We start from the raw sequence: 15,693 nt of genomic DNA, 5'->3' as shown, positions 1-15,693 counted from the left end.
CGCCGGACGAGATGACCAATGCGCCATCGACGCGAATTTCATACGCCATCGTCTCGTGGCGGAAACAGTCGCTTATACTCCCGCTGTGGACGTGCTCAGCGACGTGATCGCCATCATGCGCACCGGGGAGCCGCGCTCAGCCCGGGTCGAGCTGCGGGCGCCCTGGGGACAGCGGTTCCCGGCGGCTCCGGGGTCGGCGGGGTTCCAGGTCGTGCTGCAGGGGTCGAGCCGCTTGCTGCCGCCGAGCGGTGAGCCGATCATGCTGTCGGCCGGTGACGTGGTGTTCTTCCCCCACGGTCACGGCTACGTGATGGCCGACGCGCCGGACACGCCCATCGCGGAGTGCGACCACGGCCCGGCGGATCCGGCGCCGCTGTTCGCCTCGGCCTCCGTGGACGGCCCGCCGACCACGGTGCTGCTGTGCGGCGGCTACCGGCTCGACCCGGGCCTGGCCCACCCGATCCTGGCCGATCTGCCCGACATGATCTACCTGCCGGCCCGGCTCGGCCTGCGCACCGAGGTGCGCACCGCCGTGGAGCTGCTGGGCGCGGAGATCCGGCGGCCCCGGCTGGGCGCGGACACGGTCGTGTCGTCCCTGCTGGACCTGCTGCTGCTCTACATCCTGCGGGCCTGGTTCGACGCGGAGCGCGGGCACTGCGAGGTCGGCGGGTGGGCGCGGGCGCTGGCGGATCCGGGGGTCAGCGCGGCGCTGGACGCCGTCCACCGGGACCCCGCCCACCCGTGGACGGTCCAGGAGCTGGGCGCGCTGGCGGGGCTGTCCCGGGCGGCCTTCTCGCGCCGGTTCAGCACGCTGGTCGGGCGGTCGCCGCTGGCCTATGTCACCTGGTGGCGCCTGGCCACGGCCGCCCGGTTGCTGCGTCAGTCGGAGGCGGCGCTGGGGGAGATCGCCGCCAGGGTCGGCTACGGCTCGGAGTTCGCCTTCGCCACCGCCTTCAAGCGGGAGCACGGCATGGCGCCCGGCAGGTATCGCCGCGAGGGCTGCCCGGTTCCCGCCAAGGAAGTTCTTAAAACGTAACAATTTGCACATGCCGCGCGGGACGAGGGCCCCACCGCACTCTCGCCCTGAACGACCATTGACGCCCGGCCACTCGCTGATCTACCGTCCTCCCACCGCTTAAAACGATTTTCGCCGGGAGCGCGGCACATGGATCAAACTCCCGTTCTGTCCCTCTCACAGGTCAGCAAGGCGTTCGGTGCGGTGCGCGCCGTACGCGAGGTCTCTCTGGAGCTCTTCCCCGGCGAGGCGCACGCGCTCGCCGGGGAGAACGGCGCGGGCAAGTCCACGATCGTGAAGATCCTTTCAGGCGTGCACCGGCCCGACTCGGGGCGGATCCTGCTGGACGGGGAGCCGGTCGAGTTCGGCGGGCCCGCCGACGCGCAGCGGGCCGGGGTCGCGGTGATCTACCAGGAGCCAACCCTGTTCCCCGACCTGTCGGTCATGGAGAACATCTTCATGGGCCGCCAGCCCCGCGCCCGCCTCGGCATCGACCGGCGGGCCATGCGGTCCGCCGCCGCCGAGCTGTTCACCAGGCTCGGCGTGCACCTCGACCCCGACCAGCCGGCCCGCGGCCTGTCGATCGCCGACCAGCAACTCGTGGAGATCGCCAAGGCGCTGTCGCGGCAGGCGCGGGTGCTCATCATGGACGAGCCCACCGCCGCCCTGTCCGGCCAGGAGGTCGCCCGGCTCTTCGGCGTCGCCAAGGCGCTGCGGGAGCAGGGGTGCGCGCTGCTGTTCGTCTCGCACCGCCTGGAGGAGATGTTCGAGCTGTGCCAGCGGGTGACCACCCTGCGCGACGGCGCCCTCGTCGCCGTCGACCAGATCGCCGGCATCACCCCCGACGACCTGGTACGCCGCATGGTCGGCAGGGAGCTGGAGGCCCTGTTCCCCAAGCAGGAGACGGACGCCGGCGAGGTCGCGCTGAAGGTGCGCCGGCTCACCCGCGAGGGCGTGTTCACCGACGTGTCCTTCGACGTGCGGCGGGGCGAGATCGTCGCCCTGGCCGGGCTGGTCGGGGCCGGGCGCAGCGAGGTGGCCAGGGCCGTGTTCGGGATCGACCGGTGGGACGCCGGCAGCGTGGAGGTGGACGGCCGGCGGCTGCGGCCCGCCAGCCCCACGGCGGCGATGGCGGCCGGGCTGGCGCTGGTGCCCGAGGACCGGCGGCAGCAGGGGCTGGTCATGGACCTGTCGATCGAGCGCAACATCGGACTCGCCGGGCTGGCCGCCGTACGCCGGGGGCCGCTGGTCTCCCGGCCGGCCGAGCGGGCGCTGGCCCGGGACTGGGCGGTACGGCTGCGGCTGAAGTTCGTCCGGCTGACGGATCCGGTGAACGTCCTGTCCGGCGGCAATCAGCAGAAGGTCGTACTGGCCAAGTGGTTGGCGCGCAGGCCGTCGGTGCTGATCGTGGACGAGCCCACCCGGGGGATCGACGTGGGCACCAAGGCCGAGGTGCACCGGCTGCTGTCGGAGCTGGCCGGGAGCGGCGTGGCGGTGCTGATGATCTCCTCGGAGCTGCCCGAGGTGCTGGGCATGGCCGACCGGGTGCTGGTCATGCACGAGGGGCGGCTGGTCGCCGAGCTCGACCGGGCGGACGCGACGGAGGAGAGCGTGATGGCCGCCGCCACCGGAAGGAGCGCCGCGTGATCCGGAACCGTACGCCCCGCCTGCCGGGGAGGGAGGGCGAGTGACCGCCACCGCCACCAGGACGGAGGCCGGGCGCCGCAACGGCGGGCGGCGGCTCGTCGACCGGGTCGCGCGGGTGCGCGAGCTGGGCATCGTGGTCGCGCTCGGCGTGCTGTTCGGCGTCACCGGCGCGGCCAACCCCGGTTTCCTGACCTACGCCAGCCTGCGCGACATCCTGCTGAACTCCGCCATCGTGGCCCTGCTCGCCGTCGGCCAGACGCTCGTCGTCATCACCAGGAACGTGGACCTGTCGGTCAGCTCCGTGGTCGGTCTGTCGGCCTTCGGCGGCGCGCTCGTCCTGGCCGACAACCCGGGCGTGCCGATCCCGTTGGTCATCGCCGGGTGCGTGGTGCTCGGCGCCGCCTGCGGCGCGGTCAACGGCCTGCTCGTCGGCGTCGCCAAGGTGCCCGCTCTGGTGGCCACCCTCGGCACCCTGTACGCCTTCCGCGGCATCGACTACGCCTGGGCCGGCGGCCGCCAGGTGAACGCCGCCGACATGCCCGAGGGCTTCCTGGCCCTGGGCACCCGCTCGGTGCTCGGTGTCCCGCTGCCCGCCCTGGTCGCCCTGGCCGTGCTGCTGGTCGCCGGCTGGATGCTGGGCAACCTGCGGGCCGGCCGTGAGCTGTACGCCATCGGCTCCAACCCCGAGGCCGCCGTACTGGCCGGGATCCGGGTGCGCCGCAGGATCGTCGCGGCGTTCGTCGCCAACGGGGCGCTGGCCGGGCTGGCCGGGGTCATGTGGGCGGCCAGGTTCGGCACCGTGGACGCCACCGTGGCCACCGGCAAGGAGCTGGACGTGATCGCGGCCGTCGTGGTGGGCGGCGTGGCGATCTTCGGCGGCAGCGGCACGGTGTACGGGGCCGCGCTCGGGGCGCTGCTCCTGTCGACCATCACCAGCGCGCTGGCCGTGTTGCGGGTGGACGCGCTCGCCCAGACCGCGATCAACGGCGCGCTGCTGATCGCCGCCATCGTCCTCGACCGGCTGCTCGCGCTGCGGGTCGCCGCCGCGCTGCGCCGCAGGAGGTTCCGCGATGCCCGCTGAACACACCGGGGCCGTGGGGTCCCGTTGGCCGGTCCGGGCGGCCTACCGCTGGGAGGGACTGATCCTGGCCCTGCTCGCCGGGGTCGCCCTGTGGGCCTCGCTCGGCGTGGACGGCTTCGCCAACGGCTCCAACGTCTCCTTCCTGCTCCTGGACACCACCGAGATCGCCCTGATGGTGCTCACCATGACGCTGGTGATCGTGGCGGCCGAGATCGACCTGTCGGTGGCCTCCACGCTGGGCCTGTCCTGCGCGGTGCTCGGCCAGCTCTGGAACGCGGGCCTGCCGATCGAGGCGATCATGCCGATCTGCCTGCTGGTCGGCGCCGTGTGCGGCGCGTTCAACGGCCTGCTCGTCACCGGGCTCGGCCTGCCCTCCCTGGCGGTGACGATCGGCACGTACGCGCTGTTCCGCGGCCTGGCGTACGTGCTGCTCGGCGACCAGGCGGTGGCCGACCTGCCGCCCGCCTACACCGGCCTGGCCACCGCCTCCCTGGGCCCGATCCCGCTGGCCTCCCTGCTGGTCGTGGTGCTGGCGGGGGTGGCGGCCGTGGTGCTGCACGCGACCGGGCTGGGCCGGTCGATCTTCGCGCTCGGCTCGAACGTGGAGGCCGCCTTCTTCGCCGGCGTCCGGGTCAAGCGGATCAAGTTCTGGCTGTTCGTGGCCTCCGGGACGATGGCCTCGCTGGCGTCCCTGGTCTACACGTTCCGCTACGCCAGCGCCCGGGCGGACAACGGCATGGGGCTGGAGCTGGCCGTGGTGGCCGCCGTACTGCTCGGCGGGGTGTCGATCTTCGGCGGGCGGGGCTCGCTGCCCGGCGTCCTCATGGCGGTGCTGCTGCTCGGCGTGGTGCGCAACGCGCTGATCCTCGCCGACGTGGCCAACGAGGTCCTCAACTTCGTGACGGGCCTGCTGCTCGTCGCGTCCGTGCTGGCGCCGAACCTGGGGGCGGTCAGGCGGCGGCGCACAACACCATCAGTGGAAGGGAAGTCCGTTTCATGACAACGCGCACCCCTTGGCGCCCCGCGGCGCTCCTCACCGGGCTCGTCCTGCTGACCGCCGCCTGCGGGGGCGGCACCACCAGGAGCGACGTGGCCCAGCAGCAGTCCTCCGCCCCGGCCGGCGCCGCTTCGTCGGCCGCGGCCGACCCGAACGCCCCCATCAAGCAGGGACTGAAGGTCGCGTTCCTGCCGAAGCAGGTCAACAATCCGTACTTCACGATCGCGAACCAGGGCGGCATCTCGGCCGCCGCGGAGTACGGCGGCGAGGGCAAGGAGGTCGGCCCGTCCGACGCCAGCGCGTCCTCCCAGGTGTCCTACATCAACACGCTGACGCAGCAGAAGCAGGACGCCATCGTCATCTCCGCCAACGACCCGAACGCCGTGGTGCCCGCGCTCAAGCAGGCCATGGCCGCCGGGATCAAGGTGGTGAGCTACGACTCCGACACCGCCGCCGACGGCCGCCAGATCTTCGTCAACCAGGCGAGCGCCGAGGACCTCGGGCGTACGGAGGTGCAACTGCTGGCCGAGCAGATCGGGCACAAGGGCAAGATCGCCGTGCTCTCCGCCACCCCGAACGCGACCAACCAGAACGCCTGGATCGAGTTCATGAAGGACGAGCTGACCAAGCCCGAGTTCAAGGACATGGAGCTGGTCAAGGTCGCCTACGGCAACGACGACGACCAGAAGTCCTTCACCGAGACCCAGGGACTGCTGCGGTCCTATCCGGACCTGGCGGGCATCATCTCGCCGACGACCGTGGGGATCGCGGCCGCCGCCCGTTACCTGTCGGACTCGCCGTACAAGGGGAAGGTCAAGCTGACCGGGCTGGGAACGCCCAACCAGCTCAGGAAGTTCGTCAAGGACGGCACCATCGACGCGTTCGAGCTGTGGAACCCCGCCGACCTCGGCTACCTGGCCTCGTACGCGGCCGCCGCGCTGGCCTCGGGGCAGATCACCGGGGCGGAGGGGGAGAGGTTCAAGGCGGGCAGGCTCGGCGAGTACACCGTCGGGGCCAAGGGGGAAGTGCTGCTCGGGAAGCCGACCGTGTTCGACAAGGACAACATTGACGATTTCGACTTCTGACCTTGTGTGATGCCCGCGGGCGTACCCGGGGAGGTGCGCCCGCGACAGGGCTCAGGTCTCCAGGGCGAAGAGGGGCAGGCAGGCGGCGAGGCCGTGGAGCTCGAAGCCGGGCGGCTCGGTCCAGTCCTGCCTGGCCAGGCGGAAGCGGAGGAGGTTGACGGGCTTGCCCTGGCGGTCGTGCACCGACATGCCGTCCTCGCGGTAGCCGAGCTTCCGTGTCACCGCCTTGGAGGCGTGGTTGTCCTCGAACGCCTCCGTCGTGGCGTGTTCGGCCCCCAGCCCGGCGAATGCCAGGTGCAGCACGGCCTGGCGCATCTCCGTGCCGATGCCCCGGCCCTGGAAGCGCCGCCCGAGCCAGGAACCGGTGCGGACCTCGCGGGTGACCGGGAAACCCTTGGCCATGATGCCCTGGGTGCCGACCACCCGGCCCTCGAAGACCACCACGAACTCGATCGCCCAGCTCGCCGCGGTGAACTCGCTCCACGTGCGGAAGTGGTACTGCACCGTGCTCCTGGCCCGCTGCTCCGGCTCGGCGTCCGACCAGGGAACCAGGAACGGCATGAAATCCGGCTCGTGCACGCCCTCCGCCGCCCGGTCGCCCAACTCGTCGAGGTCGGTGAGCGAGGGCAGGCGCAGCTGGAGGCGTGGAGTCGTGATGGACAGGTCGAAGAGTGGCCAGTTGCGCATGGCATCGCATCCTGCCAGCCGTACCGGCCGAACCGCGACCCTTTTTCTGCCATAGGTCGCTATAAATGCGAAATGCCGGTCTCGGTGGGATTCGCTAATTCTCCCGAATTTTGCTGTCGAAGGCCGCCGCAGGGGATGCATTTACGGCTATCTGGGTAGGCGTCGAATTATGAGGACAATGGTTTCGGGAATTGTCGTTCTCGCCGTCGGATGCGGGCTGCCGCTGCTGGTGCCGGTACCCGCGCTCGCGCTCGCCGAGGAGGCGCCCTCTGGGCGGGAAGCCGTTCCCGTTTCCCGCCGAGCGACTCCCGGCGACGGTGAGGGCCCGGACCGCCGGGGAGCGAGCCCCTCGGTGCGCGGCACAGGCCCGGCCGGCCGGGCGGATACGCCGCCGTTCCGGGGGATGGGCCCGGCCGGCCGTGGGGAGACCCCGGTGGTGCGGGGGACGGGTCCGATCGGCCGTGGGGAGAGCCCGCCGGTCCGGGAGGAGGAGGTCGTCGCACGGGACGAGGACCCCGCGCTCCGGTGGGAGGAGCGGCCCACGGTCGGCGACGACGCGCTGACCGGCCCGGACGAGCCATCCACCGTGGCCAAGCCGGTCGTGCTCAAGCCGGGCGACCGCGGCGAGCTCGTCAAGATGCTGCAACGGCGCATGCGCGACGGCGGCTACTACTTCGGCAAGGTCGGCGGCGTCTATGACGAGCAGACCAAGTTCGGGGTGTACGCCGTGCAGAAGGCCCACCGGCTGACGCCCAAGGGGGCGGTCGGGAGCGAGGTGTGGCGGGCGCTGGACAGGAAACCGAAGGTCCACCCGCTGGTCCCCAACGGCGCCGCCGACCGGGTCGAGGTCAACCTGACCCGCCAGCTCCTCACTCTTTACCGCGATCGCCGCCCGGTGCTCTACGCGCACATCTCCACGGGCGCCGAGGTGCGCTGGTGCCACCAGGGGCGGTGCGGCGACGCGGTAACCCCGGTGGGGGACTTCAAGGTGACCAGGCGGGCGCCGGGGTGGACGAAGGGCGACCTGGGCGCGATGTTCAACTCGCTGTACTTCGTCGGCGGCATCGCCCTGCACGGCGCCACGCGGCTTCCGCTGCATCCCGCCTCGCACGGCTGCGTACGCATGCCGGTGGAGACCTCCAAGCGCGTCTACCAGCTGGTGGGCATCGGGCACCCGGTGCACGTACGCGGAAAGGTCACACCCCCTGGGATATTCTGAACAACCGACTGGGGTCGTACGTCGCCTTCATCTCGGCCAGCCGCCTCGCATTGGCCCCGTAGTAAGCGCTCCGCCAATTACCCAAATCGGGGTCAATGTAATTCACATAGGCGTGATCCCCGAAATATCGGGACATTGGGCCGTGGATTCCGCGTAACCACCCGCGATCGGTGCCTTCCGCGTAATACTGCACGCTGTAAAGCGCCGCCCGGTGCGGGAAGGCCGTCGCCGCGGGATCCACCCGCCCGATCGCCCCGCCGAGCGCGTCCATCAGCACCGAGTGCCGCCCGCGCCGGGCCACCCCGGCCACCAGCGCCCGGATCCCCTCGGCGGGCAGCTTCCGGTAGGCGAGGTGCGACTTGGCGGCGAACGTCTCCCGCGGCAGCCGCCGGCACTCGGCGACCGACAGCGACGGGCAGCCCGCCATGATCCGCATGGCGTCCAGGTAGGCGGGCGTCCGCACCGACCGGGACGACGGCCGCCCGATCCTGGCCACCAGCGGCACCAGCAGCCGCTCCAGCACGGACCCGCGGCCCACGTACGTGCCGATGAGCCGCACCTCCAGCCCGCCCGCCGACCGCGACAGGTGCAGGGACGACCACAGCTCGTCCGGCGCCGAGGGTCCCCATGACTGCCACGCCCTGACCGCGGCCGCCGCCCTGGCCCACGGCCAGCTCAGGGAGAACACGGTCAGGTCGCGCGCCTCGTGGGTGCGGAACCGGAAGGACACCGCCACGCCGAAGTTGCCGCCGCCCCCGCCCCTGCAGGCCCAGTAGAGCCCGGCATGGTGCTCGGCGTCGCAGGTCAGCAGCCGGCCGTCGGCCGTCACGACGCGTACGGACTCCAGGACGTCGCACGTGAGCCCGTACTTCCTGGACACCACCCCGATCCCGCCGCCCAGGGTGAGGCCGCCGATCCCCACCGTGGGGCAGGAACCGGCGGGGATGCTGACGCCGTGGCGGGAGAGCCGGTCGTAGACGTCGATCAGCTTGGCGCCCGCGCCGACCGTGGCCCGGCCGTTCGCGTAGGTGACCGACGCCATCCTGGACACGTCGATCACCAGGCCGGTGCCGGTGGACCAGCCCGCGTACGAGTGGCCGCCCGAGCGGGTGGCGACCGCCACGCCGTACGTGCGCGCGAACGCCAGGCACGCCGAGACGTCGGCCGCGCCCGCGCAGTAAGCGACCCCGCCCGGCCTGATCCGGTCGTAGGCGGGGTTGTACAGGCGGCGCGCGCTGTCGTATCCGGCCTCACCCGGCAACACGAGCGTGCCCGCCAGCCGTCTGCGCAGCCGGTCCCAGGGGGGCGGCGGCGCGGAGAGCGCCAGCGGGGCGAGCGCGGTGACATGCAGGAAATCCCGGCGGTCCATGCGGCGTCTCCCCGAGTCGTGATCGTCCCGGACATGGGTGAGACGCCTGACGGATCCCGCCAGGTTCGTCACATGTGCCTCACCTCTGGATCACCCAGCCGTTCCTCCCACTCTTGAGACGCTCGGGCCGCCGCCGACCCGGCTCAGCCGGGGCAGGCTCGACCCGGCCTTCTTGAGCACTCCGTCCTTGACCAGCCGCAGCGGCGACCCGGCCGGCTTGGGGCCGTCCCCGGTCGTCTGGGCCAGCCGCAGGGCCAGTGCCGGGCACATCTCGACCGCCCGCCGGGCCTCCTTGACCATCCAGCCGGGGACGTTCCTGAACGACGGGAAGCCGTAGTCGTCCAGGTCCACGAACTCCGGCAGCAGGTGCGCGCACAGCCCATGGCCCTGGCAGCGCGACCAGTCGACCTCCAGCCGGTATTCGAGATCGGCCTCGCGCTCGGGCATGGGCAGCACGCCGCGTACCGGGCGCCCGCACGAGCCGTGCTCCAGGTGGAGCGCGATCTCGCTCTCGAACGCGTCCAGTGCCGACAGCACGAACTTGGCCGTGCCGTCGGGGTGGAAGCAGGCACCGCGCCGCTCGACGCCGCGTACGCACCGGCGTACCGCATCCACCGATCCGGTGCCCTCCACCAGCGCGTACATGGCCCTGGCGAGGTCCGGCAGGCCGAGGCGGCAGGGGCCGCACTGGCCCGCCGACTCGGCTGCCAGGTAGGCCGCGACCCGGGCGGCCTCGCCGAGCGAGCAGGTCGACTCGCCCAGCGGGACGATGATCCCGGCGCCCAGGGTGGCCCCGGCCGCCTTCATGCCCTCGCGCGAGATCACGGCCGACTGGGCGACCTCGGCCGACAGCCACGCGCCGTGGTAGCCGCCGATGAGCACCCCGTCGCCGACCTCGGCCTCGGTCAGCGCGAGCACGTCGGCCAGGTAGGTGCCGGTCGGCGCCTCGATGACCGCGCCGTTGGCCGCGCCGCCGCTGACGGTGAGCAGGATGGTGCCGGGCTCCTTGCTGGTGCCGACCTCGGCGTACCGCTCCGGGCCGAGCTCGGCCAGCAGCGCGAACTGGGCGAAGGTCTCCGTGTTGGACAGCAGGGTCGGGAGCCCGTCCACGCCGCTCGTCGCGGCCCGCCGCTTCCTGCCCGGCGGGATGGCCTCCTCGCCGTTCACGCCGCGGACGAGCGCACCGCCCTCGCCGGAGATGAACCTTTCCTGGATCCCGACCACCCGGATGGGCACCCGGCTCTCGGAGCCACCCGAGATGTTCGCCGCCCGGCGCTCGGTCACGGCGGCGGCGACGGACGCCTCGGCGACCTCGCCACCGGCCGTGGCGACGACCACCTCGCGGGCGCCCAGCGCCTCGGCCGCCAGTACCGCCCCGTCCAGCACCAGGTGCGGGTTGCGGGTCAGCAGCATGGCGTCCTTGGAGCTGGCGGGCTCGCCCTCCGCGCCGTTGACCAGGACGACGCTCTCGCCCCCGGAGCCGGCCGCGTCGGCGACGGCGCGAAGCTTGCGCGCGAACGGGAACGCCGCGCCGCCCCGCCCGCGCATGTCCACCTCATTGACGTGCGAGATGAGCTCCTCCAGCTCGCGCGGCTCGGGAGCGCCGTGAAGCGTGCGGTGGGCGGGTAAGTCGAGGCGCCGGCAGTGGTCCAGCCCGGCTGTCAGCCGGGCCGGACCCATGCGCAGCACCCGCGGCACTCGGGCCGGGATCACGTTCTCTCCTGGGGGGTGGCGAGGGCGGGTTCGATCGGGCCGGAGGCGGTCATCCGGCCTCCCTGAACCTGCGCCGGGCGTCCGCGAGACTCACCGGCGCGTTGACCTTCAGAGCGGCCGCGGCCACAGCCGCCGCCGGGGCCGCCTTCTGCGGCCTTTCCACGGGTACGCCGGCCGCGGCGGGCGAGGCCACCACGGACCCTTCGACCTGTACGGGCAGCAGCGGCGGCCGGCGCAACGTGGCCAGCACGCGCACGACCAGCGCGGAGCCGACCGCCGCCATGCAGGCCACGTAGGACCAGGCCACCCAGCCGGCCGCGGGACGGCCGGCGGTCAATCCGTGCATGATCGCGACGGGCCAGGCCAGGTACGCGGCGGAGTGCATGATCCGCCACATCCACGGCCTGGTCCGTACCGCGAAGTGCCCCCTCAACATTCCGGTGGCCACGGCCACGACCATCAGGTCGAAGGCCAGCGCGCCGAGACCCACATAGATCCCGGCCACGGGCACGACCGCCGCGCCGAGCGGCACATGCCCGAGGCTGATCATGAGCGTGATGTGCGTGACCAGGAAGGCCAGCCCGATCAGCGCGGTCGCCCGGTGCGCGAGCTGCGCCCTGACGCGGTTGGCCGGTGACAGGAAGACGCGTTCGGTCGTGAGCAGGCCGAGCGCGACTGTCGCGGTCAGCAGTACCAGGCTGAACACGCCGGCGTAGAACTCGAGGAAGCTGACCCCTCGGCCGAGCATCGCGATCCCGCGTTCCGTGCGGGTCAGCGCGAAGGCTGACAGCACGACCGCGGCGATCGAGGCGCTCGCCCCCAGCCGGACGTTCCTGGTGTCCAGCTTGGTGGGGGCGTGCCGGGGGTGTCGTCTGTGGAGCATCTATTTCCCTCCAAGGTCGGGTGAGGGTGCGACTCGGAAGGCTGGGCGCCCGTGAGGGCACGTCAGATCAGCAACGGCGACCTCGGTTGATGCAATCGACGACGGTCCGCATCAACCGATCCGGCATCACGTTGGCGAAGTCGCCATGGTCCGTGATCGGATTGTGCTTCTGCTCAGGGAAGGCGTCCACGGCGTACGAAGGACCCTGCGGCACGGTGTACGCGAGGGTCATGCGCAACTGCGGAATCGCCCTGGTGCCCTGAGGACAGGCACCACTTTGGTCGGGGAAGACCACGTGTGTGCGGTGATTGGCGCTGTCGGTGTTCTGGCCGTCCCAGCAGCTCGGGAAGTCCAGAATACGGAGGACCTGGCTGCCGCGCGGGCAAAGCGTGTATTTGTCGGGACTTATGCGATTTTGGAATCCCGTGCAGCTCCACCCGGCCCGGGCGTTGGCGCCGCCGTTCGTGCCGGCCTTGGCGTCACCGGTGATGATCCGGATGAACCTCGGCATCGCGACCACCCTGGAGGTGGCGTTGCCGCGGAACTGGAGCGTCACCGCGCGCGGGACGAGGATCTGGCCGATGTTGTTGTCCGGGTCGTTGGCGTTGGCGTCCACCTTGCGGTTGCGGAGCACCGGCCAGAAGTACGTGGACTTGTCGCCCTGCCGGCACGTGGTGTCGGCGGCGGCCAGGCTCTCGTCGGTGGAGAACGCGTCCGTGGACAGGTTGCCCACGTAGTCGTGCAGGTGGTGGGCGCCGTTGCTGACGCCGGGGGCGACGATGAAGTTGTCGGGGTTGTGGTGGCCGTTGCGGTTCGTCCCGCACTGGGCGACGAAGGTGCCGCGTGAGCCGTTCCTGCCTGCCCGGGCGTCGAGCTGACGCGAGCCCACCCGGCGGATGTCGACGAAGTCCGCGGCGGACGGGCCGATGTCGGCACATTCCGGGTTGCCGGACGCGGTGGGGGAGGGCGAGGGTGAGGGCGATCCCGTCGGCGACGCGCTCGGCGACGGGTTGGCGCTGGGGTTGGCGCTGGGGTCGGCTGTGGGGTCGTCGTCCGGGGCCTGCGTCTGCGTCTGGCTGGGGCTCGGGGTGGCGCTCCTGGTCGGCCGGCCGCGGCGGGAGAACGTCGAGGCGCTCTCGTCTGCCTGTCCTGCCTCGTCTGCCTGCCCGTCCTCGGGGGACTGGGCCGGGTCGCGCACGGCGACACCGCCACCCTGGGGCGCCTGCTGGTCGGCGCCGTCCTGGTCAGTACCGCCCTGGTCGGCGACACCCTGGTCGGCGACACCTTGGTCGGCGCCGTTCTGGCCGGTGCCGTCCTGGCCCGCGTTCTCCTGTTCTGGAACCTGCTGCTCCGGGGCCTGCTGGTCCTGGCCCTGGTCCTCCTGGTTCTGATCCTGACCCTGCTGGTCGTCCTGCTGGCCGTTGTTGCGCCGGTTGTTCCGCTGCTGGTTGTTCTGCTGCTGGCCCGTCGGCGAGGCGCCGGCCTGCGCCGGGTCGCAAATGTCGGCGCTCACGGGGCCGACGCCGATGACGGCCGCGGACACCAGCCCGCCAGCCGCCATGGCCAAAGCGGACATGGCCGCGGCCATGCGTCTGGATCTCCTCATGTGTGTCTCCTCGTTTCGACCGCCATGGCGACGGGTGGAGCGGGTGAGGGCGTCGGGGGTTCGGGCAGCTGGTTGTGGTCGACCAGCCCGGTGGACTCCAGCAGGGTCATGTGGCGCATGACGAAGTTCACGCCCTCCTGGGCGAACTTCCTGACCTCGGAGTTACGCGTCCCGGCCCGTACGGCCGCCACGACCGTGAAGACCTTGCCGTGCGCGGCACGCAACAGGTTCGCGAAGTCCTTGTCGAAGGCGGGGCCGCTCTCCGCGGCGAGCTGGGCCATCCAGCGCTGCTGGTCGGCGTTGGGCTCGTCGGGCAGGTCCACGCCGAGCCGCTTGGCGACCTGGCGGGTCATCAGGTCCAGTTTCTGGTGGTCCTGCATGATCAGCTTGCCGACTTCCTTGACGCGCTGGGACTCGGCGCGGGTCTGCGCGTAGTCGCCGACCGGCATCTCCCAGAGGCCGGCCTGCCGTACCTTGACCAGCAGGTCGCGATCGGCGGCCGTAAGGGGGCCCGACGACGTCTGCGTCCATTGAGCGGCGGCGGGATCGATGGCCGGCGGCATGACCAGCGCGATCGTCACCGCGGCCGCGGCGACGAACCCGCCGAGCATCAGCACCTCGCCACGCAAAAGCCTGTGCATGGTCGGAGGTACGCGGGGGTTCCGCCTCGGGTTCACTCATGGCCGGAGATAGTTACAAATGACTGGAGTTATCGGAGTGGCTACCGGACTGATAACAAAGGTGTAAAGATGTGCCCCGTGCTAGGTCACCTCGACGGCAGGTTCGAGAGTGCGGATGCCGAGGCGGAGGCCCGCATTGCGGTGCTCTACCAGGAGTTCGGCGGCCCTCTGCTGCGCCACGTACGCAAGTCCACAGGTAACGACCTTCAATGGGCTGAGGACGTAGTGCAGGAGACGCTCGTCCGAGCCTGGCGTAACTCGGCAAGACTGCAATGGGAACCAAGCCTTATATGGGCGTGGCTACTGACGGTGGCCCGCCGCATCGTTATCGATGGACGTCGGCGGAAGAGCGTCCGGCCTCACGAGGTCGAGCCGCCCGAAGTCGACATGATGGCGGTGCCCGACGGGTCGGAGCGGGCTCTTTCGGCGATCGTCGTCGCCGACGCGCTCCGCAGCCTGTCCGAAGAACACCGCGAAGTCATTGAGCAGACCTACCTTCGAGACCGTACGATAAGTGAGGCGGCGGAGATTCTGGGGATACCGCCGGGCACGGTGAAGTCCCGGCTCTACTACGGCATCCGGGCTCTCCGCGAACAGTTGCGGGACAAGGGGGTAGCCGGCTGATGCATGACGGGGTGGCCGCCTATGTCCTCGGTGTCCTCGACGAAGAGGAGCACGAGGCGTTCGAACGCCACCTCGACACGTGCGAGCAATGTCAGGCGGAGCTGATTGAGCTTGCCGAGCTGCCCGATCAGCTCGACGAGCTCAAGAACACCCCCGCGGCCACGTCGGGCGAGGACCCCCCGATGTCGATGTCACGTTGACGTCTATGCCCTTTTCGGGTGGTATCGGTACGGCGAGGCATACGCCCGGTGAACCAGGGCCGGGCTGTTGGGGGAGGTGTTCGGTGGGCATCGATGGTGATGCGCCCGTTCCCCCGCATCGGCGGTTCGGCGAGGAAGGCGGCCGGCTGTCCTACGGCGGCTACCTCCGCCTGCCCGAGCTGCTCGCACAGCAACAACCGCAGTCGGACGCCCCCGACGAGCTGCTCTTCATCACCATCCACCAGGTCTACGAGCTCTGGTTCAAGCTGCTGCTCCACGAGCTGGAGAACGCCCGTGAGGCCATGTTCGCGGGCGAGCTCTGGCGTGCCCGGCAGCTGTTCCGGCGGGTGCACGCGGTGGAGAGGGTGCTGATCGGGCAGGTGGAGGTCTTGGAGACGATGACGCCTCAGGACTTCCTGGAGTTCCGCTCGCAGCTGGCGCCCGCCAGCGGGTTCCAGTCGGTGCAGTTCAGGGAGCTGGAGTTCCTGTCGGGGCTCAAGGACGAGCACTACCTCGGCACTTTCCGGCACGCCGCCGACGCCGAGCTCGCCCGGCTGCGCCGCAGGCTGGCGGAGCCCACCCTGTGGGACGCCTACCTCGCCGCCCTTTCCCAGCGCGGCCTGCCGGTCTCCGACGCGGAGATCATGGGCACGCTGCTGGTCGTGGCCAGGGACCGCGGGTCCTACGACGATCTCTGGCAACTGGCCGAGGACCTGCTGACGCATGACGAGACCGCCGCGCTGTGGCGGATGCGCCATGTCCAGATGGTCGAACGCCAGATCGGCATCAAATCGGGCACGGGCGGCTCGACCGGTGCCCCGTACCTGCGCGAGAGAACGCGCCTGCACTACTTCCCGCTGCTGTGGGAACTAAGGGCCTGGCTATGA

The 15,693-nt window shown here is 71.1% G+C and carries 15 protein-coding genes; 9 read left to right on the top strand and 6 right to left on the bottom strand.

All coding sequences use genetic code 11. From position 1 onward, the window contains the following. Window positions 1-85: 85 nt before the first annotated feature. The 5 genes from BLS95_RS58920 (at window position 86) to rhaS (ending at window position 5,825) form a co-directional block, all read left to right on the top strand. Window positions 86-1,036: an AraC family transcriptional regulator gene (locus tag BLS95_RS58920; protein WP_090930099.1), complete on the top strand. Its 951-nt coding sequence runs from the start codon at window positions 86-88 to the stop codon at window positions 1,034-1,036. 129 nt (window positions 1,037-1,165) lie between these two features. After that, complete coding sequence (locus tag BLS95_RS07210) at window positions 1,166-2,662, top strand: sugar ABC transporter ATP-binding protein (RefSeq protein ID WP_090930098.1); 1,497 nt, start codon at window positions 1,166-1,168, stop codon at window positions 2,660-2,662. Between the two features lie 40 nt (window positions 2,663-2,702). Next, entirely contained in the window at window positions 2,703-3,743 is a 1,041-nt protein-coding gene (locus tag BLS95_RS07205) for an ABC transporter permease (RefSeq protein WP_090930097.1), read from the top strand. Then, a complete protein-coding gene (locus BLS95_RS07200) occupies window positions 3,733-4,743 on the top strand; it encodes an ABC transporter permease (RefSeq protein WP_090930096.1) in 1,011 nt (336 codons plus the stop codon). The genes BLS95_RS07205 and BLS95_RS07200 overlap by 11 nt, the downstream gene beginning before the upstream one ends. Continuing rightward, window positions 4,740-5,825, top strand: a complete 1,086-nt coding sequence (rhaS, locus tag BLS95_RS07195) for a rhamnose ABC transporter substrate-binding protein (protein ID WP_090930095.1) — start codon at window positions 4,740-4,742, stop codon at window positions 5,823-5,825. The genes BLS95_RS07200 and rhaS overlap by 4 nt, the downstream gene beginning before the upstream one ends. A gap of 51 nt (window positions 5,826-5,876) precedes the next feature. Here the strand turns inward: rhaS and BLS95_RS07190 are convergent, their stop codons facing one another. Further along, window positions 5,877-6,512: a GNAT family N-acetyltransferase gene (locus tag BLS95_RS07190; RefSeq protein ID WP_090930094.1), complete on the bottom strand. Its 636-nt coding sequence runs from the start codon at window positions 6,510-6,512 to the stop codon at window positions 5,877-5,879. Window positions 6,513-6,690: 178 nt separating this feature from the next. Between BLS95_RS07190 and BLS95_RS07185 the strand changes: the two genes are divergently transcribed. Further along, entirely contained in the window at window positions 6,691-7,731 is a 1,041-nt protein-coding gene (locus BLS95_RS07185; protein ID WP_143043614.1) for a L,D-transpeptidase family protein, read from the top strand. On the opposite strand, the gene BLS95_RS07180 is transcribed toward BLS95_RS07185, so the two are convergent. The 5 genes from BLS95_RS07180 to BLS95_RS07160 form a co-directional block, all read right to left on the bottom strand. Continuing rightward, window positions 7,709-9,100 (bottom strand): FAD-binding oxidoreductase, encoded by a 1,392-nt coding sequence (locus BLS95_RS07180; protein ID WP_090930092.1) that lies wholly within the window; start codon window positions 9,098-9,100, stop codon window positions 7,709-7,711. The two genes, BLS95_RS07185 and BLS95_RS07180, sit on opposite strands and share 23 nt — an antisense overlap. A gap of 90 nt (window positions 9,101-9,190) precedes the next feature. Next, a complete protein-coding gene (locus BLS95_RS07175; protein WP_342742675.1) occupies window positions 9,191-10,813 on the bottom strand; it encodes an NADH-quinone oxidoreductase subunit NuoF family protein in 1,623 nt (540 codons plus the stop codon). Between the two features lie 49 nt (window positions 10,814-10,862). Then, the gene (locus BLS95_RS07170; protein WP_090930091.1) at window positions 10,863-11,696 is read right to left on the bottom strand and encodes a hypothetical protein; all 834 of its coding nucleotides are present in this window, start codon (window positions 11,694-11,696) and stop codon (window positions 10,863-10,865) included. A 67-nt stretch (window positions 11,697-11,763) separates the two neighbouring features. Next, window positions 11,764-13,302 carry a DUF1996 domain-containing protein gene (locus tag BLS95_RS07165; protein WP_245764896.1) on the bottom strand — a complete coding sequence of 513 codons (1,539 nt, stop codon included), beginning with the start codon at window positions 13,300-13,302 and terminating at the stop codon, window positions 11,764-11,766. Then, the gene (locus BLS95_RS07160) at window positions 13,299-13,943 is read right to left on the bottom strand and encodes a DUF4142 domain-containing protein (RefSeq protein WP_090930090.1); all 645 of its coding nucleotides are present in this window, start codon (window positions 13,941-13,943) and stop codon (window positions 13,299-13,301) included. Before BLS95_RS07160 ends, BLS95_RS07165 begins: the two co-directional genes overlap by 4 nt. Window positions 13,944-14,060: 117 nt before the next feature. Between BLS95_RS07160 and BLS95_RS07155 the strand changes: the two genes are divergently transcribed. The 3 genes from BLS95_RS07155 to BLS95_RS07145 all read left to right on the top strand — a co-directional run bounded on the left by BLS95_RS07155 (window position 14,061) and on the right by BLS95_RS07145 (window position 15,693). Continuing rightward, complete coding sequence (locus BLS95_RS07155) at window positions 14,061-14,606, top strand: sigma-70 family RNA polymerase sigma factor (RefSeq protein WP_090930478.1); 546 nt, start codon at window positions 14,061-14,063, stop codon at window positions 14,604-14,606. Beyond that, window positions 14,606-14,806, top strand: coding sequence for an anti-sigma factor family protein (locus BLS95_RS07150; protein WP_090930089.1), 201 nt, complete (start codon window positions 14,606-14,608; stop codon window positions 14,804-14,806). The genes BLS95_RS07155 and BLS95_RS07150 overlap by 1 nt, the downstream gene beginning before the upstream one ends. A gap of 83 nt (window positions 14,807-14,889) precedes the next feature. Next, entirely contained in the window at window positions 14,890-15,693 is an 804-nt protein-coding gene (locus tag BLS95_RS07145) for a tryptophan 2,3-dioxygenase (protein ID WP_218135644.1), read from the top strand.

Origin of the sequence: Nonomuraea jiangxiensis (assembly GCF_900099965.1) — a bacterium.
Lineage (GTDB): Bacteria > Actinomycetota > Actinomycetes > Streptosporangiales > Streptosporangiaceae > Nonomuraea > Nonomuraea jiangxiensis.
Note: the sequence above shows the minus strand (reverse complement) of the source record. Positions and strands in the feature narration are given on the sequence as shown.

Coding starts and splice junctions, on each gene's coding strand:
- BLS95_RS07190 (WP_090930094.1), bottom strand. CDS start 6,512: ATGCGCAACTGGCCACTCTTCGACCTGTCCATCACGACTCCACGCCTC.
- BLS95_RS07150 (WP_090930089.1), top strand. CDS start 14,606: ATGCATGACGGGGTGGCCGCCTATGTCCTCGGTGTCCTCGACGAAGAG.
- BLS95_RS07180 (WP_090930092.1), bottom strand. CDS start 9,100: ATGGACCGCCGGGATTTCCTGCATGTCACCGCGCTCGCCCCGCTGGCG.
- BLS95_RS07165 (WP_245764896.1), bottom strand. CDS start 13,302: ATGAGGAGATCCAGACGCATGGCCGCGGCCATGTCCGCTTTGGCCATG.
- BLS95_RS07210 (WP_090930098.1), top strand. CDS start 1,166: ATGGATCAAACTCCCGTTCTGTCCCTCTCACAGGTCAGCAAGGCGTTC.
- BLS95_RS07200 (WP_090930096.1), top strand. CDS start 3,733: ATGCCCGCTGAACACACCGGGGCCGTGGGGTCCCGTTGGCCGGTCCGG.
- BLS95_RS07160 (WP_090930090.1), bottom strand. CDS start 13,943: ATGCACAGGCTTTTGCGTGGCGAGGTGCTGATGCTCGGCGGGTTCGTC.
- rhaS (WP_090930095.1), top strand. CDS start 4,740: ATGACAACGCGCACCCCTTGGCGCCCCGCGGCGCTCCTCACCGGGCTC.
- BLS95_RS07170 (WP_090930091.1), bottom strand. CDS start 11,696: ATGCTCCACAGACGACACCCCCGGCACGCCCCCACCAAGCTGGACACC.
- BLS95_RS07185 (WP_143043614.1), top strand. CDS start 6,691: ATGGTTTCGGGAATTGTCGTTCTCGCCGTCGGATGCGGGCTGCCGCTG.